The organism is Chitinophaga sp. S165, assembly GCF_003182155.1.
In the GTDB taxonomy this organism is placed as follows: domain Bacteria; phylum Bacteroidota; class Bacteroidia; order Chitinophagales; family Chitinophagaceae; genus Chitinophaga.
The window spans coordinates 612678-637921 of sequence record NZ_QGTG01000001.1; the positions used below are offsets into that span (position 1 = coordinate 612678).

At 46.2% G+C, this 25244-nt stretch carries 24 protein-coding genes and 1 riboswitch; of the genes, 10 read left to right on the forward strand and 14 right to left on the reverse strand.

Going from position 1 to position 25244, the window contains the following annotated elements; genetic code table 11:
* Nucleotides 1-54: 54 nt before the first annotated feature.
* A complete protein-coding gene (locus C7475_RS02295) occupies nucleotides 55-816 on the reverse strand; it encodes a DUF695 domain-containing protein (protein ID WP_158286395.1) in 762 nt (253 codons plus the stop codon).
* Nucleotides 817-959: 143 nt separating this feature from the next.
* On the opposite strand from C7475_RS02295, the gene C7475_RS02300 reads away from it, so the two are divergent.
* The 3 genes from C7475_RS02300 (at nucleotide 960) to C7475_RS02310 (ending at nucleotide 4793) form a co-directional block, all read left to right on the forward strand.
* On the forward strand, nucleotides 960-3437 hold the full coding sequence (locus tag C7475_RS02300) for an outer membrane beta-barrel family protein (protein ID WP_110050623.1): 2478 nt from the start codon (nucleotides 960-962) through the stop codon (nucleotides 3435-3437).
* Nucleotides 3438-3464: 27 nt separating this feature from the next.
* Nucleotides 3465-3941 (forward strand): acyl-CoA thioesterase, encoded by a 477-nt coding sequence (locus C7475_RS02305; RefSeq protein ID WP_110050625.1) that lies wholly within the window; start codon nucleotides 3465-3467, stop codon nucleotides 3939-3941.
* 114 nt (nucleotides 3942-4055) lie between these two features.
* Nucleotides 4056-4793: a hypothetical protein gene (locus tag C7475_RS02310; protein ID WP_110050627.1), complete on the forward strand. Its 738-nt coding sequence runs from the start codon at nucleotides 4056-4058 to the stop codon at nucleotides 4791-4793.
* Nucleotides 4794-4801: 8 nt separating this feature from the next.
* On the opposite strand, the gene C7475_RS02315 is transcribed toward C7475_RS02310, so the two are convergent.
* The 3 genes from C7475_RS02315 to C7475_RS02325 all read right to left on the reverse strand — a co-directional run bounded on the left by C7475_RS02315 (nucleotide 4802) and on the right by C7475_RS02325 (nucleotide 7520).
* Nucleotides 4802-6589, reverse strand: a complete 1788-nt coding sequence (locus C7475_RS02315; protein ID WP_233259746.1) for an ABC transporter ATP-binding protein — start codon at nucleotides 6587-6589, stop codon at nucleotides 4802-4804.
* A 329-nt stretch (nucleotides 6590-6918) separates the two neighbouring features.
* Nucleotides 6919-7164, reverse strand: coding sequence for a hypothetical protein (locus C7475_RS02320; protein WP_110050629.1), 246 nt, complete (start codon nucleotides 7162-7164; stop codon nucleotides 6919-6921).
* A gap of 104 nt (nucleotides 7165-7268) precedes the next feature.
* Nucleotides 7269-7520, reverse strand: coding sequence for a hypothetical protein (locus C7475_RS02325; protein ID WP_110050632.1), 252 nt, complete (start codon nucleotides 7518-7520; stop codon nucleotides 7269-7271).
* Nucleotides 7521-7621: 101 nt separating this feature from the next.
* On the opposite strand from C7475_RS02325, the gene C7475_RS02330 reads away from it, so the two are divergent.
* The 3 genes from C7475_RS02330 to nfi all read left to right on the forward strand — a co-directional run bounded on the left by C7475_RS02330 (nucleotide 7622) and on the right by nfi (nucleotide 10458).
* Nucleotides 7622-8293 carry an MgtC/SapB family protein gene (locus C7475_RS02330; protein WP_110050634.1) on the forward strand — a complete coding sequence of 224 codons (672 nt, stop codon included), beginning with the start codon at nucleotides 7622-7624 and terminating at the stop codon, nucleotides 8291-8293.
* 11 nt (nucleotides 8294-8304) lie between these two features.
* Nucleotides 8305-9516 (forward strand): DUF763 domain-containing protein, encoded by a 1212-nt coding sequence (locus tag C7475_RS02335; protein WP_110050636.1) that lies wholly within the window; start codon nucleotides 8305-8307, stop codon nucleotides 9514-9516.
* A 52-nt stretch (nucleotides 9517-9568) separates the two neighbouring features.
* A riboswitch (TPP riboswitch) is annotated at nucleotides 9569-9667 on the reverse strand.
* Nucleotides 9668-9765: 98 nt separating this feature from the next.
* Nucleotides 9766-10458, forward strand: coding sequence for a deoxyribonuclease V (gene nfi / locus C7475_RS02340; RefSeq protein ID WP_199236159.1), 693 nt, complete (start codon nucleotides 9766-9768; stop codon nucleotides 10456-10458).
* Nucleotides 10459-11149: 691 nt separating this feature from the next.
* Here the strand turns inward: nfi and C7475_RS02345 are convergent.
* From C7475_RS02345 to C7475_RS02360, 5 genes are all read right to left on the reverse strand, one after another.
* Nucleotides 11150-11920, reverse strand: a complete 771-nt coding sequence (locus C7475_RS02345; RefSeq protein ID WP_110050638.1) for a TIGR03915 family putative DNA repair protein — start codon at nucleotides 11918-11920, stop codon at nucleotides 11150-11152.
* A 363-nt stretch (nucleotides 11921-12283) separates the two neighbouring features.
* On the reverse strand, nucleotides 12284-12649 hold the full coding sequence (locus tag C7475_RS33235; protein ID WP_233259747.1) for a hypothetical protein: 366 nt from the start codon (nucleotides 12647-12649) through the stop codon (nucleotides 12284-12286).
* Nucleotides 12650-12712: 63 nt separating this feature from the next.
* Nucleotides 12713-13540 carry a putative DNA modification/repair radical SAM protein gene (locus C7475_RS02350; RefSeq protein ID WP_233259748.1) on the reverse strand — a complete coding sequence of 276 codons (828 nt, stop codon included), beginning with the start codon at nucleotides 13538-13540 and terminating at the stop codon, nucleotides 12713-12715.
* A 429-nt stretch (nucleotides 13541-13969) separates the two neighbouring features.
* A complete protein-coding gene (locus tag C7475_RS02355; RefSeq protein ID WP_146217442.1) occupies nucleotides 13970-14884 on the reverse strand; it encodes an EamA family transporter in 915 nt (304 codons plus the stop codon).
* Nucleotides 14885-14943: 59 nt separating this feature from the next.
* Nucleotides 14944-16641 carry a hypothetical protein gene (locus C7475_RS02360; RefSeq protein WP_110050642.1) on the reverse strand — a complete coding sequence of 566 codons (1698 nt, stop codon included), beginning with the start codon at nucleotides 16639-16641 and terminating at the stop codon, nucleotides 14944-14946.
* 145 nt (nucleotides 16642-16786) lie between these two features.
* Between C7475_RS02360 and C7475_RS02365 the strand changes: the two genes are divergently transcribed.
* Genes C7475_RS02365 through C7475_RS02380 form a run of 4 tightly spaced genes read left to right on the forward strand, consistent with a single transcriptional unit; the run spans nucleotide 16787 to nucleotide 20358 of the window.
* Nucleotides 16787-17674, forward strand: a complete 888-nt coding sequence (locus C7475_RS02365; protein ID WP_110050645.1) for a decaprenyl-phosphate phosphoribosyltransferase — start codon at nucleotides 16787-16789, stop codon at nucleotides 17672-17674.
* Nucleotides 17674-19005, forward strand: a complete 1332-nt coding sequence (locus C7475_RS02370; protein WP_110050647.1) for an FAD-binding oxidoreductase — start codon at nucleotides 17674-17676, stop codon at nucleotides 19003-19005. Before C7475_RS02365 ends, C7475_RS02370 begins: the two co-directional genes overlap by 1 nt.
* A gap of 34 nt (nucleotides 19006-19039) precedes the next feature.
* A complete protein-coding gene (locus tag C7475_RS02375; protein WP_110050649.1) occupies nucleotides 19040-19771 on the forward strand; it encodes an SDR family oxidoreductase in 732 nt (243 codons plus the stop codon).
* A complete protein-coding gene (locus C7475_RS02380) occupies nucleotides 19768-20358 on the forward strand; it encodes an HAD family hydrolase (protein WP_110050651.1) in 591 nt (196 codons plus the stop codon). Before C7475_RS02375 ends, C7475_RS02380 begins: the two co-directional genes overlap by 4 nt.
* Before the next feature lie 87 nt (nucleotides 20359-20445).
* Here the strand turns inward: C7475_RS02380 and C7475_RS02385 are convergent, their stop codons facing one another.
* From C7475_RS02385 to C7475_RS02405, 5 genes are all read right to left on the reverse strand, one after another.
* Nucleotides 20446-21216 (reverse strand): acyl-CoA desaturase, encoded by a 771-nt coding sequence (locus C7475_RS02385; RefSeq protein ID WP_110050653.1) that lies wholly within the window; start codon nucleotides 21214-21216, stop codon nucleotides 20446-20448.
* Nucleotides 21217-21410: 194 nt separating this feature from the next.
* Complete coding sequence (locus tag C7475_RS02390; protein ID WP_199236160.1) at nucleotides 21411-21587, reverse strand: hypothetical protein; 177 nt, start codon at nucleotides 21585-21587, stop codon at nucleotides 21411-21413.
* Nucleotides 21584-22603, reverse strand: coding sequence for an oxidoreductase (locus C7475_RS02395; protein ID WP_110052789.1), 1020 nt, complete (start codon nucleotides 22601-22603; stop codon nucleotides 21584-21586). Before C7475_RS02395 ends, C7475_RS02390 begins: the two co-directional genes overlap by 4 nt.
* A 77-nt stretch (nucleotides 22604-22680) precedes the next feature.
* Nucleotides 22681-23571 carry an AraC family transcriptional regulator gene (locus C7475_RS02400; RefSeq protein ID WP_110050655.1) on the reverse strand — a complete coding sequence of 297 codons (891 nt, stop codon included), beginning with the start codon at nucleotides 23569-23571 and terminating at the stop codon, nucleotides 22681-22683.
* Between the two features lie 22 nt (nucleotides 23572-23593).
* Complete coding sequence (locus C7475_RS02405) at nucleotides 23594-25213, reverse strand: ABC transporter substrate-binding protein (protein WP_110050657.1); 1620 nt, start codon at nucleotides 25211-25213, stop codon at nucleotides 23594-23596.
* Nucleotides 25214-25244 lie beyond the last annotated feature (31 nt).

Below are 25244 nucleotides of genomic sequence, written 5' to 3' on the forward strand. Positions count from 1 at the left end.
TACTCTTTACTTAACGTAAAGAGTATGTAACAGTTGTAATAAGTTAACTAAATATTATTGCGCCACTATAACAGTTTCCCACCCATCATAACGTGCGTTCATTTCCTGGGCCAGTTCCCAGAGCAGCATAACCGCTGCGTCAATGCTTTCCTCATCGGTCCGGTCGTTACGGGAAAGCCTTAATCCATAGGGTTGAGGGTCTTTTTCGTCAACCGGACGGGCCTCTATGACGAATCCTAACCGTTGCACCTGCTGGCCGTATATTTCGCGTTCAGCTTCGGCAGAAAAATAGATCCAATGATCAATGAGGCGGGCTTTTTCGGCAATGTCCCCATGTTGTTTCAAGGTACGTAATACTTTGCGGTTCTGGATGCGCTGAAATTCCTGGACATCCGGGAAGAGGAAATCGAAATACAACTCCCATGTCTTGTCTTCCTTTACCCCGAAATCATACTGATAATCAGGGAACTGGATCATGGCATCAGCAATGTATTTGTCGTGCAGCAAAGTACCAGCGGCGTAAAAATAAAAATCCCTGACTCCATTTGACATAGTACGGCCAACAAAATGTGCCTGCAACGTAGTTTCGAGCTGTTGCACCAGGCAGTCTTCAATCTCTCCCAGCATGGTGAACTCATCCCCTTGCGGAAAGCCGTCCGCGCGGGGATCTTTCAAATATACTGATACGAAGATGGCATACGGCTTTTTACTTAAGGGGGCAAAACGCCGCAAGTCCAGGTCCAGGCCTATAATAGCCGGCTTATCTTCGATATGGCAGGTATAGATGTCCCAGTCTGGTTGGTAAGCGTCAGGCATAATGCATTGATTCGAAAGGTAACAGTTCGCCGTAAAGATACGGAACCCTTCCCGCCATTCATCCATTAATGGATCAATCTTTTTTTAAATCAGACTACTTTTATGGGTAGTTACAGGCTAATATTAGAAAAGTACTTTGGATCATGCAGAAAATTGTCGCTTTATGTTTGGGGATGATACTTTCATCCTTCTCTATTATTTACGCTCAGCAACCGGCGCACGGACCCGCTGGTAATGGCTCCCTATACGGAAAACTCGTTGATGCAAAAACTAATTCTCCTATCGAATACGCTTCAGTCGCCCTGCTCCGCGCAGCAGATTCCAGTGTGGCTACAGGGATGTTATCAAAGCCTAACGGTGATTTTAATTTCCCGGAAGTTGCTTACGGCAAGTATATTGTGAAAGTGAATTTCATTGGTTACGAAACCGTTTATAAAACAATTTCACTTACAGGAAAAAATAATAATGTAGATATTGGTAATATCAAAATAAGCCCTAACGTGAGGTCGCTGGCCGGTGTGGAAGTAGTAGGCGATAAACCTACTTTCCAGATGGCGATTGACAAACGTGTATTTAACGTTGATAAGAATATTTCCAGCGTGGGCGGTACTGCAACCGATGTACTAAAGCAGGTGCCTTCTGTGAATGTTGATATTGATGGAAACGTCAGCGTGCGTAACGGCTCTCCCACCATCTTCGTAGATGGCCGTCCGACCACACTGACACTGGACCAGATACCTGCCGATGCGATCGCTTCTGTAGAAGTAGTAACAAACCCTTCTGCGAAATATGATGCTGAAGGTGTGAGCGGTATCCTGAATATCGTACTGAAAAAGAACCGTAAGGCGGGCATCAACGGACAGATCAATGGTGGTCTTTCTACGCTCGGCGGAGGCAACGCAGGAATGGACCTGAATATCCGCAGAGAGAAATTCAACGTGTCTCTTAGTTACAATCTGAGAAGCCGTCAGGGTAAAGCCCGCTCAAACCTCTTCCGTAAGAATATCGGTGCTGACACTACGACTTACCTGGATCAGCATAACGAAGGTGAAAATGGCCGTCGTTTTCAGTTCGGCCGTGTCGGCTTCGACTGGTTTATGGATAACCGTAATACGTTCAGCATTTCCCAGGGTATTATGGCGGGCGATTTTAAAGATAATAGCGATCTGAAACTTTTCGATCTGAATGAAGCACAGCAGCAGATACGATATGGTACCGGTATCGACAATGAGAATCATAACTTCCGCAACTACAGCACACAGATCGGCTATAAACATACTTTCGCCAAGCAGGGACATGAGCTGACCGCCGACTTTAACTATAATTATGCTACCTCGGAAGATAATTCCGATTACTCATTACAGTATTATAGTATGGCACACCAGCCTATTGACTCGCCGAATATTCCACAGGAACGTTATGGTCGCGGTCATGGCAATACGACTTACATCACCGGTCAGATCGATTATGTAAATCCGCTGACCGAGCATTCCAAGATAGAAGCTGGTTTACGTACTACTACCCGTAAGTTCAACAATCTGCTGAATACCAATGGAAAGGATTTCTCTACAGGTGATTTCGTATTAGACTCTTCCCTGTCTAACGACTACCACTACTCTGAAACGATCAACGCTGCTTATCTGAGCTACGCAGGAACCGTAGGTAATTTTGGTTACCAGGGAGGTCTGCGTGCAGAGCAGTCCTTCTATGATGGTGAAATGAGAAGCATCAATAAGAACAGTTATAAAATAGATTATCCTATCAGTTTGTTTCCCAGCGTGTATCTCTCCCAGAAATTCAAAGGAGATCATGAGCTGCAGCTGAACTATAGCCGCCGTGTACGCCGTCCCTGGTTCCGCGACCTGTTACCAAACCTGGAGTACACCGCCCAAAGCGCCAATCGTGGTAACCCGGCTTTGCGTCCGGAGTTCACTAACTCGTTCGAGCTGAGTTACCTGAAAGACTTCAACAGGAAACATAACGTACTGGTATCCTTGTATTTCCGTAATACGGAAAAGGCCATTACTGATTTCTATACAGATACTACCATCACCATCAACGGCGTAACGCAGAAGGTTGTATTGTCCTACCCTGTCAATGCCGATACAAGGAATGCCTATGGTGCGGAATTCACTGTCCGTAACCAGATCCTGAAAGGCTGGGACATCACATCCAACTTTAACCTGGCACAGACAAAGATCAATGCCAGCAACCTGCAGAACAGTCTTAGTAACCAGGGTTTTATCTGGTTCGGTAAGATCAACAGTAATACCAAACTGCCATGGAACTCGACCCTGCAGATCACCGGTAACTATGAATCAAAGCAGATCCTGCCACAGGGAGAAAGAGCAGCTCAGTACTCAGCCGACATTGCGCTACGTAAGGAATTCCTGAAGAAAAGGAACCTGGTAGTGTCCCTGGCATTGAACGACATCTTCAATACCGACCGCAACCTGACTTATACGACAACTGAATTCTCCGAACAGGAAAGATACCGTAAACGTGCTACCCGCGAGTTAAGATTGAATGTATCCTACCGTTTTGGTAAAATGGATACCCAATTATTCAAACGTAAGAATAATAAGAAGGAAGAACAGCAGGATAATCAACAAGAGTATTAATTTTAGCTGTCCAAAACCTATTTACTTATGATTGATGTAATCGGCAATACTATTACTCTTCGCTTTCTTGCGGAACCTTCAGATGTCAATTTCGGCGGTAAAGTACATGGAGGCGCTGTAATGAAATGGATTGACCAGGCAGGATATGCGTGTGCAGCTAACTGGAGTGGTCAGTATTGCGTAACTGTGTATGTTGGGGGTATCCGTTTCTTTAAGCCTATTTCCATTGGCGATATGGTCGAGATCACGGCTACCGTTATTTACACCGGCAATTCAAGTATGCATATTGCTATCAATGTGCAGGCAGGCAATCCAAGACGTAAAGACCGGGTGAAGACCACCCACTGTGTAATGGTGTTCGCAGCAGTTGATGATAATGGAAAGACCGTACCGGTCCCTAAATGGACGCCACAAAGCACTGAAGGCATTGATCTTGAGAATTATGCGAAAAAGTTAATGGCGCTGAGACAGAATATTGAGGATGAGATGAAGCCGTACATGTAAGATACTATCGATAAAGCATTGAAATGCAGGAGGTAATTCTCCTGCATTTTTTGTATGTTTTCATAACCGTCATGTCTGGTATATTTTTACATCAAAACATTTTGAAGTACCCCGATGAAGGAAATAAACAAACAGAAAATCGGCATTTTAAGGCAGCGCGTCCCTATTGGTTTTTCGCATGGGCTAACCGTCCTTGAAAAAACAAATGGCGACATTGATGCCGCTGAGATAATATTTAAGGACGAAGTCTTACAGATTGTCTTCAACAAAACTGGTATTGCGAAGGATGTTGCGCAGAAACATCTGATCAACAGCAACTATGACATTCCAGCCACATTAAAAAGCATAGACGAGGAGCGGTTTACGTTGACCGAACTTATTTACAGACGGTATAAAGACAAGGAGAACGCTTTAGCGAAAGTCGTGCATGTGGTAGAAATACATTACAACATACAGGGACCGACTGAGAGCTGGTTATATTTTAAGACACTTTCAGATTTACTCCCAGAAATATTTTGTCCGCTGGCAATTATGAGGTGGTTAACTTATGAAGAATATGAAAGTTTCGGGGTCGCATTGTGTTTTGAGTTAGACACTGTAACCGATCTGATTGAAAATGTTTTGAAACTTGCCCCTCTGGCCAGCTCCCTTAGAGAAGCAAGAGATATACAGGAGATAATATACAGGGAGAATGCTGTTGTGGGTAACATTGAGAATTATATAAAAGCAAATAATGAATTGAGGAAAAATAAAGCCTATCAAAAATGTGAGAACAACTATTATGATCAGAAAAATTTGCTAATAGAAACGCTTTATGATTTCGTGAAGGTGAATATCAACAAATTTCCATGATGCAAGGATCAATGCGAGAACTGCATTTCGCTCAGATTCCTGTACAACCCTCCTTCTACCAGTATCAATTCCTGGTGCGTTCCTTCCTCTACCAATTTTCCCTTATCCAGCACAATGATCTTATCTGACTGACGCACAGTACTTAAGCGGTGGGCGATGACAATGGAAGTACGTCCTTCCATCAGCTTCTCCAGCGCGTCCTGCACTAGACGTTCTGATTCGGAATCCAATGCGGAAGTGGCTTCGTCGAGGATAAGAATGCGTGGGTCTTTCAACACTGCTCTGGCAATAGCGATCCTTTGCCGTTGCCCGCCCGATAACTGGATACCCCTTTCGCCAACGATCGTTTCCAATCCATCAGGGAACCGCTCGATAAACTCCCATGCGTTAGCTTTTCTTGCTGCTGCCTCAATTTCATCGGTTGTTGCTCCTGGTTTGCCATAGGCGATATTCTCACGGATCGTTCCGCCAAAGAGAAATACATCCTGTGGTACGATGGCCATCTGACTGCGGAGGGCTGATAACGGGAAGCTGGCAGCATCCTTCCCGTTAAAACGGACCAGACCTTCCGTCGGACTGTAAAGACGCAGCAAGAGAGACACGATTGTGCTCTTTCCCGCCCCGCTGGGTCCTACCAATGCTACCTGCTGGTCGGGCGCGATATCGAAGGAGATGCCTGTCAATACATCCTGATCGTCTCTTGTAGGATAGCGGAAGGATACATCTTCAAAGGATATCTGGCCGGTGAGATGATCCTGGGGAGCAATCGTTGTAATTTCTTCTACTGGTTCTGCAGGTTCGTCCAGAATTTCCAGCAGATGCTCTGTCGCTCCAATGCTCTTTTGAATACTGGTATATACTTCTGCCAGTCCTGCAACAGATCCACCGATGAAGCTTGAATACAGTACGAAGGATAGCAACATTCCCGGGTCCATCTGGCCTGCAGCGATCAGCAGGGCGCCTCTCCAGATCACGGCGATCATGGCGCCGAATACCGCTATCAGCATACTGGCGGTGAAGGCTCCGCGGAAGCGGCCGGTTTTCATACCGGTAACTGCTACTTCCTGGATCTTCGTCCGATAGCGTTTCATTTCAAAGAATTCGTTCGCGAACGCTTTGACATTCAAAACGCCCTGCAATGTTTCTTCAACAATTGTATTTGCTTCAGCTACCTGGCTCTGTGCCTTCTTCGAATAACGTCTTACCACCTTTCCGAAGAGATAGGCGATCAGGACGATCAGCGGCAGTGTTGCCAGCATCAGCAAGGTGAGTTGTATTGAAGTATGCAGTAGCAAGGCCAGTCCGCCGATAATAATGATCACCTGCCTGATAAATTCCGCTACTGTTGTAGTAAACGTCTCCTGTAATAAGGAGATATCCGAGGAGATCCTGCTACCCAATTCACCTACACGCCTGCTCAGAAAGAACCGCATGGGCAGTTTGATAAGATGATTATAAATATGCTGACGTAAAGATGCCAGTGAGCGTTCCGTTACATTGACAAACAGCATGATACGCATGTACCCGAAGATGCCCTGTGCCAGCAGTATCCCCACCAGCAACAGGCCGATACGGTTAATCTTATGAGGATCTGTCAATACTTTATGGGTATTCGCAGCATTTACCAGGTCTCCCAACAATTTTGGAAAAGCCAGGTTAGCCAGACTGGATATAAAAAGGAAGAATAATCCCAGGCCGAAGGCCGGCCAATAAGGCTTTACGTATTTATACAATCTGAACGTGCGCTTTAAAGCAGCTGCCTGGAATGGCTTCTTCTGTTGTGTACTGTCTTGCATCAGCGGATAAGAATTACAAAAATATGGAGGTATGCACAAATCTGCTTACGTGCCTCTGAGTTGTATAGGTTATGACGGGCAGGGAAGGTAAATATTTTATTCCTGTTTTAAATAAAGAAAGGAGGCCAGGCGCCTCCTTTTCTTTTGACGAAGATACAATCACGAATATATTCTATTGCCTTTTTTTATAACATTATCGACTTAAATAGCCAATCTGCGTCGATTTCAATGAGTTTTACCATATCCTTTTAGGGGCAACATTTACCAGATGATAATCAGAATAATCCGTAATTGTAAAAAATGTATTTACTACCAGTACATTTAACCGTTTATTTCTGGTTCCTGCTTGAATCGCCGGTACCGGTTCCATAACGGGAAGAATCTTCTCCCGGGTTAATAGCTCCCGGTGGTATTTCTGCTGAAGCCGTATCTGGTGTTACCGCCGCGGTATCCGGACCTCCTACCGTGGTAGAATCGGTACTTGTCGTATTGCCACCTCCGCACGAAGCCAGAAAGGTTCCTCCTGCTATAAGCAGGCCGCCGAGGAAGAGTTTACTTTTTTGGGTCATTTTCATAAAAATGTTTTTAACCAGTTAACAAATATGGGTTATTGGACATATGTCCCTGAACTTTTTTCTACAAATAGTGGACGCTTGTAGACAACCATTCACCCCAATAATTATTTAATAGGCATTGAATCCGGCCTCATAGAAGACGTATCCGTAGCCCTGTTCATTGTGTCTATGGTATTCGTGTTATCTGATTGTATTACAGACGATGTATCTGTCGTATTACCACTTTCCCTTGAACTGCCACAGGCAAACAGGAAGATGCTCAGGATAATAGCAAGACACGTAGTAATACCAATTTTGCACAGCGCCAGGCGCACAGTGATTGCATTATTTCCGAGGTCTTTCTTTTGCATACTCATGATTAACAAATTTTCAGGTTGAACAATAAATATTTACGTACGATTTCTGCTTAATGCATAAAGAATTATGCCAAGGCTTACATTTGTGATTGAACACGCATATGGAATATTCTATCTTTCAGGTTGTTGAACAGCATCAATTGCTAAAGGTTCTCGTTGCGCTGGTCATCGGCGGACTGCTCGGCCTTGAGCGGGAATACCGTCGTAAAGCGGCCGGTATGCGCACCCTTACGCTCATTTGCCTGGGAAGCACATTGTTTACGATACTTTCAGCGGAGTTGGGATATCCTTCCAGCCCCGACCGTGTGGCTTCCAATATTCTTACAGGTGTCGGCTTTATAGGCGCCGGGGTAATCTTCAAAGGCGATTACACAATTGACGGTATTACTACCGCCGCTACTATCTGGATAGCCTCCGCATTGGGGATTGCCATCGGTATGAGCCATTATATGCTGGCAGGTTTCTCACTTGGGATCGTGTTGTTGCTGCTGCTGGGTTTAAAAGCACTGGAAGGAAAGATCAGCAGCTTGAATGAGAAACGTACTTACACCATTGGTTGTCACATTGAACAATATGATCCTGTTGCAATAGCTGGTATCTTTAAGCGTTTTAACATTAAACACAAACAGCTGCTTCATACAAAAAATGAAGAGCTTATCATTGAAGACAAATACGAAGCAGTTGGCAAACCCGATGATATCGCAGCTATCAACGCCTTCCTTTTGAAGGATAAAAGCATTCATCATTTTACCGTGCAGGTCAACCCATTATAGGAGAATAAATTATGTCAGGAGCCCATGCCGATCTACCCTTACATTATGGTCATGTACCACCCTGGCTGGCTAAGAGAATGAGCCTGCTGGGCGGTGCTATTATGGAAACGATCATCGCCGACTACGGAAAGGGCGAAGTGCTGCGCCGCCTGAGTGATCCCTGCTGGTTTCAGGCACTAGGTTGTGTGCTTGGAATGGACTGGCATTCTTCCGGTATTACCACCAGCGTGATGGGCGCACTCAAAAAGGCGTTGAACCCCAGAGCACAGGAACTGGGTATTTATATCTGTGGTGGAAAAGGCAGGCATTCTAAAGAAACACCAACAGAATTACTCGCGATAGCCGAACGTACAGGCTTACCCGGACAAGAGCTTGTGCGTTGCAGTAAACTGGCCGCCAAAGTAGACAACACTGCTGTACAGGATGGCTTTCAACTGTACCTGCACTCTTTCATTGTATCCAACGAGGGTGAATGGGCGGTAGTTCAGCAGGGAATGAATGACGCCAGCGGCATGGCCCGCCGGTATCATTGGCATTCTACTGCGTTTAAAGAATTCACGGAAACTCCCCATACGTTCATATATGGTCATAACCAGGGGCTCATTCTTAATCTGACCGACAAAGACGCTTCGCCTACCAAAGCTGGTATGCTTCAGCTGATCCAAGAAAAGCCCGCACACCTGCTGCCGGAGATCCGCAACCTGATCATGCCTTCCCATCATGATGTGAGAACAAAGGACGTCGATCTTAAAAGATTGGGAAGTGTACTGGCTGTTGCGCATGAACGGCAGTTACATGATTTCGAGTCCCTCTTACTGCTGGAAGGCGTCGGTCCACGTACGTTACAGTCGCTCACACTGGTCAGTGAAGTCATTCATGGCACTCCCTCGCGCTTTACAGATCCTGCCCGCTTTTCTTTCGCTCACGGCGGTAAAGACGGTCATCCCTTCCCTGTCCCGGTCAACGTGTACGACGAAACGATCAGCGTGTTGAAAGATGCTGTCAACAAAGCTAAGATCGGCCAGTCCGATAAACAGGAAGCTATCCGTAAATTGTCTGTATTGTCGCAACAGGTAGAGAAAGACTTTATTCCTAATGCCAGGCTTGAAGAGCTGATTCAGGAGGAAAGAGATAACTCCTGGCAATATGGTGGCAGGACTGTCATGGGAAAAGCACAACCTCCGGATAAGAAAAAGGGCGGCTCACAACTCAGTTTATTCTAGGAAACTTACCATTGTAAAATAGAAATCCCGGCTTTTTAAGCCGGGACTCCTTTAGAATTTCTCTATCCCATTTTCTACGCTGGCATTACCCAGTTCAGATAATTAGGGTTTCATCTCAGGCTACAAATTATAGCCACCCCTAGGCTAGGAAAGAGAAATCGTTCTGTTATAAATACCGCGAAGTTCATGCCAGAATCACTTCCTTTTCTGGAGTAAAATTTGAATCCGGATATCACTTAAATGTACAGCATGGCCTCATTGAACTATGATACACTGACAGTTACAGCAGCTACACAAATACAGAACGAACTCAGGAACGATACCATTATACAGCCACGGAATTTCCCTGTGAATGTTATTGCAGGTGCAGACATCTCTTTCAACAAATTCAGCACTGCTGTTTATGCCGGCATCATTCTTCTACGTTTTCCGGAACTGATTCCGACAGGTTATTCGTTGGTAAAACGTGAGGTCCTTTTCCCCTATGTACCGGGTTATCTCGCATTCCGCGAAGTGCCTGCTCTTATGGCGGCCTGGGACAACCTTCCTGTTAAACCGGATCTGTTAGTTGCTGATGGTCACGGAATTGCACATCCCCGCCGTATGGGTATTGCTGCTCATTTTGGCGTCCTGACACAAACACCGACCGTGGGTTGCGCTAAAAAGGTGCTTTGCGGGAAATACGAGGAGCCTGCGTCTGTAAAGGGTAGTTATACTCCGCTTGTTTTTAAGGACGAGGTGGTGGGTGCTGCTCTGCGGACGAAGAATGCGGTTAAGCCAGTGTTTGTTTCTCCGGGTAATTTGATGGACGTTGAGAGTACTGTGGAGATTATCACACAGTGTGTAGGGCGTTATCGTATACCGGAACCTACGAGACTGGCGCATGATATTGTTAACAGGTTCCGGGTCGGTGAGATCAGCGAGGGGTATGCGGAGATATAAGGTTCCTCTTCATTAGGCTTTAGCGGCTGGGACTCGCCTTTTTCTTAGTTCGTGAACCGGGTTTTGCAGTTATTCTAGCGTTGACCTTCCAGCAGTTCGGATGGTAATTGGTTTTCGCGGATGTTGGCTGACAGTTATTCTAGCGTTGACCTTCTAGCAGTTCGGATGGAATCACTGGCTCTACTTCTTTGAAGTTGCCAGGCATTAGGCGTTGGTGGTCGGTTGAGCTTTAGTTTTCCTATTAAACCCCTCGTGCGACGCATCCCGCGTACTTCAAAGAACTAAAGGCCAGTGATTTCCACCCGAATGCTCGCCGCGGCCGGTCTCAAAATAAATAACAGGGCATCTAACCTCGATATCTCATGTTCATACGCCGATGCCACCATATTCACTTTCTAAAGCTAATATTGGATAGAAATAAGGATTACCTTGATTATAAAGTGCAGAATGCGTTAATCAAACCTAACTCCTGAAATAATTATTCAATATTCAGCATGCCTACCTCCAAAAGCCATTACCGCAAAGGGGAAAAGAGAAAAGCCAAACCGTCCATCAACGTTCAATACTTAGGAACTTCAAAGAACAACAGCCAGTGATTCCATCCGAACTGCGAGCTAGAAGGTCAGCGCTAGAATCACTTTCAGTCCTATTTGCGAATATCCATCGGCAAACGCTTGTGATGCAAACGAAATTACCCAGCCCGCATCTCCGTTAAATACTTCCAATATCGCCTCGGCATATGCTGCAGTTGTAACCGCGGATTTCTCCGGCTGGCAATATCCACCTCCTTGAAGTAGGTATTCCATAAACGCTGATACAATTCCTCCTCCGGTGCCCAGACATTTCCCGTACTGTGATAATAAGGATCGTAGTCGGCATTAAAATGCAGGCGGATAGTCTCTACATGCCCGAGGTTATAATAGATGCCGAAACGGCGACGCTCATCATAGATGAGCCAATACTGATCGGCATAACGGTCCTTAAAATGCCGCGCGATCAACGGTAATACATTATAGTCCGGTGAAACAAGCGAATAATAAATATTGTCTTTTGTAAGCTGGAAACGGACGAAGGCTTCCATACGATGTTTTTCGCGCAATACTTTACGCGATACCTGTGAAACATGCAGGACATATCTATTTCCAAAATCGCTCGTTACATCCTGCTCATTCGCGAAAACATAACGGATAAATCCTACCATATTATCCTCTTCTCCAGGCAGTTCTGAAAGATAGCAGCAAAACAACTGCTGCAAACTTGCTTCAGATAATTTCTTCGTTAGCCCAGCCCATACCCTGTCGGCATTCGCTACCACGGTAGGGGTAAATATAACATTCTCAAACAAGCCACGCACGTGGTCCTGCTCCTTCCTGATCATGACATCTGTCCTCTTTTGCCAGTATAAATCAAATACGGCAGACAGGAAGCCGTCAAAACTTCCATCATACAACCACGTAGTCATTTTAGTAACATTTAGCCTACCGCCGGCAGACTATCCACCACAGCACAGGAGATAGCCCGCCCAACGATAGTAATTGAGGATTTTCATAGCTTATAGCTTCTGATATGGTATATTGTTCATCGTTCGAATATGCTTTGCCTTTCAATATTGTTCATTTTTCGATATCGTTGCCTGACAAAACCTTCTGTTCGTGCTGGTCCGGAAGGTTGTTAATTATTTGAATTATTTAAGAATACTTACCGCTTGATTATCTTAATGTTTTGTTCTCTTATCGTCTTATCGCAACATTGTCTTGTTGTAACATGTCCGATTATTACTTGACTGTTCTGTATGGTTTGACTGCTGAAAACTATTTCCCACATCTTAAAACAGGCTCAATTGAGGCGTATGTGACCGTAACCATTTACTGTGTGATTGGGTCAGTAATTGCTGTCTGATCTGTTCCGCGCTCAGTTCCCGCTTTTCAAGTGATCTGGCCTTGCAGATAATGAAATACCGCGCTTTACTGATCTTCACTCCTATCTGTTTCAACTGATCCCATCCCAGTGCGGCATGTACACGTGCTGCACATATCTTTTTTGCACTCTCCAATCCGATGCCTGGCACTCTGGCTATCAGCATTTTATCGGCCTTATTGATATCTATCGGAAAACAGTCCAGGTGCCGGAGCGCCCAGGAGAGTTTGGGGTCAATATCAGTGTCGAGGTTCGGATGACCTTCATTCAGCAACTCATGGGGTTCAAATCCATATAGTCTCAATAACCAGTCCGCCTGATAGAGGCGGTTTTCACGCTATAGCGGTACCTGGCTATGCAGAGCTGGCAACCTTGTGTCGTTGCTAATAGGTACATATCCTGAATAGTATACCCGCTTCAACTGGAATTGTCGGTAGAATTGGGAGGCCATGTGCATAATTTCCATATCTGTCTCTCCACTGGCCCCCACGATTACCTGGGTGCTTTGTCCGGCGGGAACAAACTTGGGTACCTTCTTCAAAACCTTCCGTTCATCTTCCAACCGGATGATCTCACTTTGAAGGAAACGGATCGGCTTTATCATAGCCGGCCGGCTTTTCTCCGGCGCCAGTAATTTCAGACCTGCCTCTGTTGGCAATTCGAGGTTAACGCTCAAACGGTCAGCATACAGCCCTGCTTCCTGCATTAACTCATCACTGGCCCCGGGGATGGCTTTCAGGTGAATATAGCCGTTGAAATTGCATTCTGTGCGCAATTTCTTTGCTACCCTCACCAGCCGTTCCATGGTATAATCAGGATCTTTGAAAATCCCCGAACTGAGGAACAACCCTTCTATGTAATTCCGGCGGTAAAAATTGATGGTGAGGTCAACTACTTCCTGTACCGTAAAAGCTGCTCTTTTGATGTCATTGCTTTTCCGGGACACACAATAAGCACAATCGTAGATGCAGACGTTGGTTAACAGTATCTTCAACAGGGACACACAACGGCCGTCGGCTGTATAGGAATGGCAGATACCCATTCCAGGATGAGCATTGCCCAATCCTTTTGTATCATTCTTGCGGTCGCTACCGCTGGAAGCACAGGAAACATCATATTTCGCCGCATCTGCCAGTATCGCTAGTTTTTCCTGTATCCTCTCCATAACATTCAACTGAAAGACTAAATTACTAATATTTTTAGCAAATACTAATTGGCTTAGTGGATTTATTTTTCAACAGTGATGATTTTCAGATAAATGTATGATGCAGTTATGAGGTGGACCGGGCAGATCCTGTAATCAAATCGGCCTATCCGACGGCGTATTTGAGACATTGATTGCCTTCAAGTTCGCTGAGGCGTAGTTAAACGGTCTGATGATCGAGGATATTTTCTGGGGGCTGACCAAAAAGTAAAGTGAGGGCTTTGAGAATCGCTTAAACGATGACAGGCCTCCATCAGGTACCCGAATAAATTAGGGCTGACCATTACTTTTTGGTCAGCCCCCAAGTTGTATCATAGTTTAGAACAACCATGCGGGAAAGTCGGTTTGACCCTCGCAACGAATAAGTCTTAGTGCCAGGTAAATTTGCAATTATGTCTTTCTCTTACCCAATGTCATCAGCACTACCCCACCAATGACAATCACGCAGGCCATCAAGGCCTGGGAAGACAAGCTTTCATGACCTATAAGCCAGCCCAGAAAGAGGGCGACCACCGGGTTTACATACGCATAGGTAGACAATAACCGCGGCGGTGCATTCCGGGTTAGCCAGCTGTAGGAAGTAAATCCGACGAGGGAGCCAATGAGCACCAGGTACACATAAGCGGATATTGTACGAGTGGAAATATGATGGAGGGTATCCCAGGCACCCGGTTCAACAACGGCGCTGATCAGGAAGCAGAAAACAGATCCTGTCAGCATCTGGAGCGCTGCAGAAGTCATCGGCGCCGGCATTGCCAACTTTGATACGGCTAATGAGCCGAGTGCCCAACAGGCGCATCCGCCAGCCAGGATGGCAATGGGCCATAGAGGATAATTCCTGGTCGTATGAGCCGCAAACGGATTGAACAGCAGGACCAGGCCTGCCAGTCCGACGATAATACCGCATGCCGTCATTACAGTGGGACGCTGTTTGCTGAAAAAAGCCCAGTCGAACCCAATGAACCATACCGGTATCGCTGCCACGATCAACGCGACAAGCCCGGAGGGCATGTAGTGTACCGCGAGGGCTGTACAGGAATTGCCTATGCCGATCAGCATCAGGCCCACGAAAGCGGCCGATAATACCTGCTTACGGGAAGGCAGTTGTTTTTCACTGCTCCGGCTAATGACTGCCAGCAGTGTACCGGCTACGAGGAAACGGAAGGCCGAGAGAAGGAACGGAGGTACTACTTCCGTGGCGATCTTCATCCCCAGGTAAGTAGATCCCCAGATGATGTAGACGGCAAAGAGAAATCCCCATAGCTTGGTTTTATCCGGATTAGAAGACACGTTTTCAGTTGCCACAGGCTATTAAGTAAAGATGAAGCAAATAACTATAAATCGCTGAATATTAATTAATTCATTCATTCCTTCACATACACTTCGATCGTCGCATTGGTCGGACGGCGGGGTGCAAGGAATTCATCTACCTTCCGGTAGTGCTTTTGTAGTTGATATCTAAGTGCAAACGGGAAAAAGTTGTTGTTACCCGGTGCGTATTCATACAACACCACGTCATAATGATGGTTCTGAACTTTTTTTACAAAAGCGGCCAGCTGTTTATTGAACATACCTACTCCCAAATGATACCATAACGGGTAATCACTTCCTGTTTCAAGCTTGTAAGGCATGGCTTGCGCCAATGGGGTTAATTCAGTCATATTCAGCAACTTAAGCGCCTCTTTCTTTTCTTTTACAACAGGCAGTTCCATCACGCGGGCCATACCATGCACTGTAGATGGCGGCATATAGATCTTATGGAAAGCCCAGAGATCAGAAAAGATCCATTGGTCCACCGGAACATCTGTAGTATCGTTATTGATCATGAAATTGTTACGGGACACAACGTTTTCTCCGGTAGGGCTGATCTGAGGATTGTACATCGCGTAAGCTGAACTGTCGCCTTTAACCGCATCGCTGTTGCCTGCTACTACCTGCTCATGTGGTACAAGACGGGCTACGACCCTATCCAGGTATTTCCAGAAAGAACCTGACCACCAGAGTAATACCAGCGCTGCTGCGGCACCGAAAGACGGCCAGCGTCCCATATCAAGTTTCAGCTGTTCCTGAAAACGGCTGGCGATGAACGCAAAGGCGAAACTATGGAAGAAGATATTGTTATCCGGAGGAGTATAACTCGTTACCTGGAAGATGGCTGCTTCTGCCAGGATGCCCAGGGTGAGCAAGGCAAACAACACGGCAGGTCTGTCGTTCCAGAAACTTTTCCATTGGCGGAACGCGGGCACAAGACATAAGATCACCAGTAACAGGTACAATTTGATCCATTGTGAGAAACCCATTAATTCCGACAGGATATCATACAATGACAATCTCGAATTGTGCGGCGCTTGTCCGTGGTTAAACCAATAACCAAAACCGTAAGGCAGCAACGGTAAAATGATCGCCAGTGCAATGATGCCGTAGAAAGCGAGGTAAGCGATGAAATCAAGCCATTTCTTCCCCTGTAATGTATTGTAAGCCAGTAAAGCGAGTGAAAGCAGTAATGCCAGTCCGCCGCCATCCTGCTTCGTGAAAAAGGACAGGAATGTAAAAAAAGCAGACAGGAAAAGGAACAGGAAGCGGAGTTTTCCCTGTGGTCCCATCAGGTAACGGAACAGGAAAGCAAGCCCGATCAGCTCATATACGATCACTGTCTGGTTATACCAGGGCCAGAAATTGAAAAACGAATACGACAATACGAACAACAATACGGCAAGTACCCGGATGGCTGCCTGTACGTTCAGGCTTTTCAGGATAGACCGGAAGGCAAGTCCTGCCAGGATATTCATGAAAACCTGGGCTTTCACGAGGGATATCAGCTGGGGACCAAATAATTTGAAGAACAATGCAGGCATGAGCCAGAAGCCATAACCCAGCGGCAGACCAAAATCTTTATACGGCACCTGGCCCTGTGATATCCGGTAAGCGCCCTCCCACGATAGAAAGATATTTACCCTGTAGGGGAATGTCACAAACAAGGGGACCAGGGCAAAACCGATGATGATCAGCAGTTCTGCGATAAACGCACCTTTACGGCTGAACGGAGCATAAGTTGACGGCATAAACGGGGATAATAAATTGATGAAAACGAGTATAAATTAACATGAACGGCCTCAAAAATAGTAGAATTTACCCGAAAATAGCATAAATCGATATCGTTGTTCGGTAATCAGTCGTATCTTGTCGCCAACTTTAAGTTATATCCCCGTGCAATATTTAAAACTCTTAAGACCCTCCCATTGGGCAAAGAACCTGTTCTTATATATTCCCCTTTTCTTCGCGGGAGAGATATTCGACCTGCATAAGGTGGCGGAATTACTCGTCGGATTTTTTGCATTCAGCCTCACTGCCAGCAGTATCTATGTCATCAATGATTATAAAGATGTAGAAGCCGACAGGCTGCATCCGGTGAAGTGTAAACGCCCTATTGCATCAGGCGCTGTTTCCAAACCGGCGGCGTTATTCTTCTTCGTGTTATGTCTGGCCATAGGTGGGGTACTTGCGTATTACGTTAAACCCAAGTTTGCGTTTGTTGTAGGCATTTATTTCATTATCAATCTATTATATTCTTTTGGTTTAAAGAACATTTCTATCCTGGACATCCTGATCCTCTCAGCGGGATTTGTATTAAGGGTAAAAGCAGGTGGGGTAGCCGCTACCGTAGCTGTATCGGAATGGTTGATGATCATGGTTTTCCTGCTGGCGTTGTTCATGGCTATCGCCAAACGCCGCGATGATGTGCTGATCAAAACACAGTCGGGCCAGGACATGAGAAAAGCGGCCAAAGGATATAACATGGACTTTATGAACGTAATGCTTGCGCTTGTATCCGCTGTTATTATTGTGGCCTACCTGATGTATACCATGGCTCCGGAAACGATGGCACGCTTTGGTACTTACCGCCTTTATTATACATGTCTTTTTGTAATTGGTGGATTATTACGATATTTGCAAATAACATATGTGGAGAATAATACAGGTTCTCCAACCAAAATCCTATACAAAGACCGTTTCATTCAATTAACCATACTCCTGTGGGTGCTGAGTTTTTATGTGATTATTTATTTACCCACTAACAAAAGTTTTTTTGAGTAATGGAAAAACGGTTAGCAAACTGGGGGAATTACCCCGCAATGTCCTGCGATGAAACAACATTTTCGCAGGAAGAACAGGTTCAGGATTTTATATCCACTCACTCTTCTGTTATCGCCCGCGGAAACGGTCGCTGTTATGGTGATGCTTCTCTGGCCCAACACAGCGTTTCCACCCTTAAATACGACAAGGTGCTGGCTTTTGATACCACCAATGGCGTCTTCGAATGCCAGTCCGGTATCACACTCGATCAGATACTCGATATTATCGTTCCCCAGGGATGGTTCCTGCCGGTTACACCCGGCACGAAATTTATCACTGTCGGCGGTGCTGTAGCCTCTGATGTACATGGTAAGAACCACCACGTAGACGGCTCATTTTCAGGCCATATCATCGATATGGACGTGATCACCGGTAATAAAGAAACGATCACCTGTTCCGCCAGTATCCACCCCGACCTCTTCTGGGCTACCTGTGGTGGCATGGGGCTTACCGGTATCATTACCAGGGTTAGATTTGGCTTGAAGAAGATCAATACTGCTTACATCCGTCAAAAACAGATCAAGGCCCAGAACCTGGAAGACCTGATCCGTCTTTTTGAAGAATATAAGGATTATACTTATTCCATGGCCTGGATCGATTGCCTGCAGAAGGGCGATAGTTTTGGCCGTGGTATCCTTATTGTTGGCGAACACGCTACCCCTGAAGAACTGAACGAGCAGCAACGGAAAGCGCCACTTCAACTGGCAGCAAAACGTAAACTGTCTGTCCCTTTCAATCTCCCTTCCTTTGTCCTCAATACGCTGACCGTCAAAGCATTCAACTGGCTTTATTATTTAAAGAATACCAAACGGGAGATCAATAACATTATCCCTTACGAACCTTTCTTTTATCCGCTGGACGCTATTCTGCACTGGAACCGCGGCTATGGTAAAGCAGGTTTTGTGCAATACCAGTTTGTACTGCCCCTGGAAAAGAAAGAAGGTCTGATTGCCATCCTGCAGAAGATCAGCGATGCCGGTCTGGGATCTTTCCTGGCAGTACTGAAGATCTTCGGTAAACAGGATAGCCTCATTTCATTCCCTATGGAGGGTTACACATTGGCGCTGGACTTCCCCGTTCGTAAAGGGCTCTTTGAATTTCTTGATAAGCTGGATGAGATTGTGCTGCAATACGGCGGGCGCCTCTACCTGTCGAAAGATGCCCGCATGAAACAGGAGGTTTTCTGGCAGAGTTATCCCAATGCGCAAAAATTTGCCGATATCATCAAAACATACAATGGTACTAAGCTGTTCCGTTCAGTACAGTCAGACAGATTACTGCTGACGGAATAAACTTCTTCTACCTTAAATACCGACAATCAATTATATGCCTACTGTTCTTATTCTGGGAGCTGGGTCAGACATGGCTGTTGCCATTGCCCGTCAGTTTGCCAGTAACAAATTCGATATTCAACTCGCTGCGCGTAATGTAGCGTCCCTCTCCGCGCTGGAGCAGGACCTCCAAATCCGCTACGGGGTTACTGCCAGCTCTCATACCTTCGATGCAACTGATTTCACCGGTCACGCCGCTTTTTATACGGCCCTGCCCCAGCCTCCGGATGTTACTATTTCTGTATTCGGCTACCTGGGTTCGCAGGAAAGAGGCCAGTCTGACTGGAACGAAGCCGCCCGCATTCTTCATACAAACTATACCGGTGCCGTCTCTGTGCTGAATATCATTGCAGATGAATATGCTGCACGCGGAGCAGGCACCATCGTCGGTATCAGCTCTGTAGCCGGCGAACGTGGCCGTCTGAGTAACTACCTTTATGGTAGCGCAAAGGCAGGTTTTACTGCTTATCTCAGCGGGCTTCGTAATCGTCTTGCTCACAAGGGAGTACATGTGCTGACCGTCAAACCAGGCTTTGTATATACCCGCATGACGGAGAACATGAAAACACCTGCCCCACTTACCGCCCAGCCGCAGGACGTTGCGAAGGATATTTACAATGCTGTGAAGGCGAAAAAGAATGTTATTTATACCAGGTGGTTCTGGCGATATATTATGCTCATTATCAAATCAATTCCTGAGGGCATCTTCAAAAAACTCAAATTATGAAGCCCGCGATCGCTTTTTTCGATTTTGATGGCACCATCACCCGGAGAGATACTTTGTTTGAGATCATCCGTTTTCAAAAGGGCGAGGGTGCATTGTATGCCGGTCTGGCTTTGCTGTCTCCCGCGCTGATCATGATGAAAGCAGGATTGATCTCCAAGCAGAAAGGTAAGGACCTCGTGCTGCAATACTTTTTCAGGAATACCCCTGTCGATGAGTTCCGTGACAAATGTGCCGCTTTCTGCCGTGACAAACTTCCTGGCCTGATCAGAGAAAATGCGCTAAAAGAGATCAACCAACATCTCTCGAAAGGACATCGCGTAGTGGTAGTCACTGCTTCCGCCCAGGAATGGGTAAAGCCCTGGTGCGATTGTCAGGGTATTGAATGTATCGGTACGCAACTCGAGGTCCGGAATGCGAAGGTTACGGGCCGCATCCACGGTGTGAATTGTAACGGTGAGGAGAAAGTTCGTCGTATCCGCCAGCAGTACGATCTGCCTGTATTTGGTGATATCTATGCCTATGGGGATACTGATGGCGACAGGCCCATGCTGCAGTTAGCCACCTTTGGTTTCTTCAGGAAGTTCTAAAAACACTCAGGCCATCAATCATAGTCGTCTGGACTATAATTGATGGCCTGGAATGTATCTATCTATTTCTACTTACTATCTGTGTGATCAGGCAGCCGCCTTCATCTTCACTACTTTCACTTTCGCAGTCTTCAACTTAATGATACCAACGAAGTTAAAGAATTTCATTACCGGATAAGTTGGGTCCAGTTCAAACCATTTCTTAGCGAAGTTAGGACTGTCTTTATACTTGTGGTGATTGTTCTGGAACAGTTCACCCAGCAGCAGAATACCCCATGGAGAAGTGTTCCTGGATTTATCACCGTTGTCAAAGCTCTTATAACCATATTTATGACCACACCAGTTCACTACAGCGCCCTGTACAGGTCCTACCAGGAAATGGATCGGCAATAACAGGAACCAATACCAGGCTGGTGCGAAAGCTACGTAGAAAGCTATATAAACCCCTGCCCATGCCAGACGGGTAATGGTATGATCGCCAAAGCGGTCCATCGCATTCCATACCGGCAGCGGAGGATTGGTTGTAAATTTCTCATCCAACACCTTTTCACCAGTATAAATATCGTTGTACAGTTTACGGGTTTGCCACATCATGCTCCATACATCTTTAAAGAAGTGTGGAGAATGCGGATCGTCTTCGGTATCACTGAATTCATGGTGCATGCGGTGCATAGCGCCATAAGCACGCGGAACTAAGTAAGAAGTTCCCTGGAAGAACCAGGTACAGAAGTAAAATACCCTTTCCCAACCTTTACTGGTAGTATACATCTGGTGGGACGCATATCTGTGCAGGAAAAACGTGTGGAAGAATAAGGATAAGAACCAGTGTGAAAAAAAGAATATTAAAATCGCAGTCATTTTCTCTCTTTAAACGTAATTAATAAGTAGACAAAGGTAGCCTAAAATGAGCGGTAACCCTCATAAATAATTACGTATCAATCCCCGATACCCTTAATCGAGTACCGAGATAGCCACTGGGGCTTGTTTAAGAAATGTTAAAATTATTTTAAGGTTCGGGATTTTGTCACCCAAACGTGGGATGAGTACGATCCTTATTCCTTCGCATACCTGATAATCAATGCCGTAACCTGAAAACTGCTGCGTGCAGGTTTCTTCTCACCCGGTACAATTAATCTGAGCGGTCCCTTACCGTCCGGAAGAGGGCCATTTTCCAGGCCATCCGGGAATACGTTTCCTCCAGGATGGCTGTCATATTTAAGATCAATCATGTCAACCCTGTCAATTGCTCGCTCAACTCCCACAAACGCTCTGCTGCCGCCGGATCTATAGCGTAAGGTAATACACCAAATGCCCTGGATGGGGTCCTGTCGAGAATTTCGTTATTTTTCTGTGCCTGCTCTTTTGTTGTTACTGGTGATATATCACAGTTTTCGCAATACACACCACCCATGCCATTCAGCTGTGGGCTTACGGCACACCAGATGCTTGTGGCGGCGCCCTGCTCTATGGTCTTCAGTTGTCTTGATGGATCAAGTATAGCCTTGCCGTCCTTATCGAATACGCCGGCCTTTTCGAGTTCGTCCATAGACATATGCCGCTTAAGGTCAGTGTCTACTATACTTCCCGGATGTACCGCAAACGCACGGATACCGTCTTCCCGACCGCGCCTGTCCAGTTCTACAGCGAAAAGTACATTTGCTGTCTTTGACTGCCCGTAAGCCAGCCATCGGTCGTATGCCCGGTGTTGAAAATGGAGGTCGTCAAATATTACCGGCGAATATCGATGGCCCCAGGATGATAATGCTACTACCCTCGCCCCATTGGCACGGCGTAGTGCAGGCCACAACCGGACAACCAGTTGGAAGTGCCCCAGGTGATTAGTGGCGAATTGTGATTCATACCCACGCGCATCAAGGGTAAACGGATTGGCCATGACACCTGCATTATTTATAATGAGATGTAACGGTTGTTCAGTAGCCAGAAATCTGTCAGCAAAAGCATTAATAGACACCGGATCTATCAGATCAAGCTGCGTGATCTGTACACCGTCGATTCCCTTTAAAGCAAGGGAGGCTTTCTCCAGATCCCGGGCAGGAACGATCACCGTGGCGCCGGCCGCACACAATACTTTTGTGGTTTCCAGACCAATACCGGCATAACCGCCTGTTACGATGGCTGTTTTGCCTGTCAGGTCAATGCCTTGTATTATTTCTGCTGCTGTAGATGCACCGTCAAATCCTGAATGAATGGGTTGTTGTAAAGTTGTCGTTATCTGTATGTCCATAAACTGAATTTTCTGATCCAAAGGTAGAACCATCAGCTACGGAAACTTTGTGTGCTTCAAACCAATATTTGTAAAAATCAAACCTGCCGGAAAACAGAGGGGGATGCTTTTACCCGTTTCTTAAAGAAGTTATTGAAGTGCGCCTGATCTTCAAATCCCAGAGCATAACTGATCTCCGCGATATTGAGGCTGGTATGTTTTAACATAGCTTTAGCCTCGCCGGTCAGTCTTTCGAAAATATGTTCAGTAGTAGTTTTACCGGTCTCTGTTTTTATTGCCCTGTTAAGGTAATTAACATGAATGGAGAGCCTGTCAGCGAAGTCTTTAGGTGTGCGAAGCAACACACGGCCGGAAAATAATTCAACGGGGAATTGTCTGTCGAGTAATTCCAGGAAGACGGCAGTAACACGTGCGGTGCCATTCGACTCCTTATGTGTATTCCTGAACGGAGCCAGTTTCATGGCATAGTAGATCAACTCAGTGATATAACTTCTGATCAGCTCAAACTTGTAGTCATACGTGCTGTTGAGTTCCCGGACGATCTTCTGAAACAGTACTTCTGTTTCTCTTAACTCCTCAGTACCAAGTATAAAAACCGGTTTAGCATCAGGCATGAAAAGCGGGATTTCGTCCAGTTTCAGGCGCAGGTTTTCCCTGAAGAATTCATCCTTGAATACGCAGGCATATCCGGAGATGTCTTCCCGGAAGTTATCAAACTTGTATGGCACCCTGGGATTGAAGAAAAGCAGCGTATCATTATTCAACGCAATACTCTGATCTCCAAAGTGTAAGGTTGCTGCGCCACGAAATAACATGATCTTGTAGAAATCCCGACGGATATAGGCCGGGTATACCATGCCCGACTTCAGGCGTTCCTGTATACTGTATGCATTGAAAAGCGGCCCGGCGCGATATTCTCCGTCCTGGTTACATTCATGGGTCTCCCACGGTTGAATTGCCATTCCCATAACTCTTCCTTTTTTGCAAATATCAAACTTTTATCTTCACTTTCCGCAGTTCGAGCAGGTTGAGGGCATTACTGGTGAATCCTGTCACATTGGGCTGTACCAGGTGAATGACCTGGTCATAGAACAATGGTACTACGGGGGCATCTGCTACTATCATCCTGTCCATCTCCTGGTAAAGCAGGTAGCGCAGGGAGTCATTATTTTCCTGCAGCGCTTTTTCATACAAGCGGTCAAACGCCGGATTGGCGTACCGGGTATAATTAGGCGGCGCGGGATTTTTACTATAGAAAACAGCCAGGTAATTTTCGGCGTCAGCGTAATCGCCCATCCAGCTGCCACGGAAAAAGAGCGCTTCTGATTTGGACGTTTGTTCCAGCAACAGCGCTTTTTGCATCACCTCTACCTGTACAGGAATACCGACCTGCTGTAGTTGGTTCGCTACATAGTTGGCGTAATCTTCATAGATCGGTATGGATAACAAATGCATGGCCGGCAGCCCCTTCCCTTCCGGAAATCCGGCTTCCTGTAATAGCTGCCGGGCTTTCGCAGGATCATAAGGGTAGCCTTTCACCTTCGCAGTATCAAAAGAAGGTAATCCCATCGGCACGAATCCGGCATTAGCCGGATAGCCGATACCGTTACGGAGGTATGTGATCATCCTGCCTCTGTCGATACTATAATTAATGGCCAGTCTTATTTTTTGCAACCGGGAGGGCGAGATCTTTACGGCTGATTTTGTACTGTCCAGCAGGAATCCCAGGTATTCTATATTAAGATACGGGCTTTTATCAAGCACCAGCTTACCCTCCCACTCCTTCTTAAGTAATCCCTTCTTAGTCAGCACCTCGTCCTTAAAAGAAGCATCAATGTCATTCATAAAGTCTAGCTGCCCCTGGCGGAACAACAGGAACTCAGTCGCCTTACTGTCCTGGAAGGTCACCTTTACAGCATCGAGGTAGGGCAATGTATGGCCTGTGCTGTCCTTTTCGAAGTAATGTGGATTTCGATGCAGGACCAATGCCTGTCCCTCTTCCCAGAAAGAATACATAAAGGGTCCGGTACCACAGGGATGGTTCCTGAAGTCCTTTCCATGCTTGTCTACAATTTCGTGTGGTATGATGGAACAGTACTGCATGCTGAGGATCCCGAATATGGGATGGAAAGGTTGCAGTAAGCTAAGCTGAAAGGTAGAGTCATTCAAAGCCTGAAACCCCTGCTCAGGGTCAACCTTTCCGTTAAAGATCCAGGCGCCGGGAGAGGCGGTGGCGGGGTCCATGATACGTCTCAGGCTGTACACAACATCTGCAGCGGTCATCTTCCTGCCTTTGCCGCCATCAAATACGGGATTATCATGGAAATAAACATCCGTCCGCAGATGGAAAATGTACGTTTTATGATCAGGTGCCACCTCCCAGCGGGTAGCCAGAGAAGGACGGATATTCAGATGATCGTCCGGCTCTACAAGGGTATTGTATAATTGTTTTACCGCCCATATTACAGCCTGGTTCTTGGCAAACGCCGGGTCCAGGGAAGCGATGCCTTCCTGTACGTTATAACGGAACACCTGTTTACCTGAAGATGGCGGATGGCCGCAGGCTGCAAGTAGTAAAATCAACGGTATGCATAAATATCTCATGTACATGTGAACAGACTTAAGACCCATTGACCGGGGC

Excerpts from the sequence above, each read along its gene's own strand:
- C7475_RS02405 (WP_110050657.1), bottom strand. The coding sequence starts at position 25,213 with ATGTACATGAGATATTTATGCATACCGTTGATTTTACTACTTGCAGCC.
- C7475_RS02380 (WP_110050651.1), top strand. The coding sequence starts at position 19,768 with ATGAAGCCCGCGATCGCTTTTTTCGATTTTGATGGCACCATCACCCGG.
- C7475_RS02335 (WP_110050636.1), top strand. The coding sequence starts at position 8,305 with ATGTCAGGAGCCCATGCCGATCTACCCTTACATTATGGTCATGTACCA.
- C7475_RS02310 (WP_110050627.1), top strand. The coding sequence starts at position 4,056 with ATGAAGGAAATAAACAAACAGAAAATCGGCATTTTAAGGCAGCGCGTC.
- C7475_RS02295 (WP_158286395.1), bottom strand. The coding sequence starts at position 816 with ATGCCTGACGCTTACCAACCAGACTGGGACATCTATACCTGCCATATC.
- C7475_RS02395 (WP_110052789.1), bottom strand. The coding sequence starts at position 22,603 with ATGGACATACAGATAACGACAACTTTACAACAACCCATTCATTCAGGA.
- C7475_RS02370 (WP_110050647.1), top strand. The coding sequence starts at position 17,674 with ATGGAAAAACGGTTAGCAAACTGGGGGAATTACCCCGCAATGTCCTGC.
- C7475_RS02320 (WP_110050629.1), bottom strand. The coding sequence starts at position 7,164 with ATGAAAATGACCCAAAAAAGTAAACTCTTCCTCGGCGGCCTGCTTATA.
- C7475_RS02390 (WP_199236160.1), bottom strand. The coding sequence starts at position 21,587 with ATGATTGATCTTAAATATGACAGCCATCCTGGAGGAAACGTATTCCCG.
- C7475_RS02360 (WP_110050642.1), bottom strand. The coding sequence starts at position 16,641 with ATGCCGTCAACTTATGCTCCGTTCAGCCGTAAAGGTGCGTTTATCGCA.
- C7475_RS02305 (WP_110050625.1), top strand. The coding sequence starts at position 3,465 with ATGATTGATGTAATCGGCAATACTATTACTCTTCGCTTTCTTGCGGAA.
- C7475_RS02325 (WP_110050632.1), bottom strand. The coding sequence starts at position 7,520 with ATGAGTATGCAAAAGAAAGACCTCGGAAATAATGCAATCACTGTGCGC.
- C7475_RS02345 (WP_110050638.1), bottom strand. The coding sequence starts at position 11,920 with ATGACTACGTGGTTGTATGATGGAAGTTTTGACGGCTTCCTGTCTGCC.
- C7475_RS02350 (WP_233259748.1), bottom strand. The coding sequence starts at position 13,540 with ATGGAGAGGATACAGGAAAAACTAGCGATACTGGCAGATGCGGCGAAA.
- nfi (WP_199236159.1), top strand. The coding sequence starts at position 9,766 with ATGGCCTCATTGAACTATGATACACTGACAGTTACAGCAGCTACACAA.
- C7475_RS02300 (WP_110050623.1), top strand. The coding sequence starts at position 960 with ATGCAGAAAATTGTCGCTTTATGTTTGGGGATGATACTTTCATCCTTC.
- C7475_RS02400 (WP_110050655.1), bottom strand. The coding sequence starts at position 23,571 with ATGGGAATGGCAATTCAACCGTGGGAGACCCATGAATGTAACCAGGAC.
- C7475_RS02315 (WP_233259746.1), bottom strand. The coding sequence starts at position 6,589 with ATGCAAGACAGTACACAACAGAAGAAGCCATTCCAGGCAGCTGCTTTA.
- C7475_RS02375 (WP_110050649.1), top strand. The coding sequence starts at position 19,040 with ATGCCTACTGTTCTTATTCTGGGAGCTGGGTCAGACATGGCTGTTGCC.
- C7475_RS02330 (WP_110050634.1), top strand. The coding sequence starts at position 7,622 with ATGGAATATTCTATCTTTCAGGTTGTTGAACAGCATCAATTGCTAAAG.
- C7475_RS02385 (WP_110050653.1), bottom strand. The coding sequence starts at position 21,216 with ATGACTGCGATTTTAATATTCTTTTTTTCACACTGGTTCTTATCCTTA.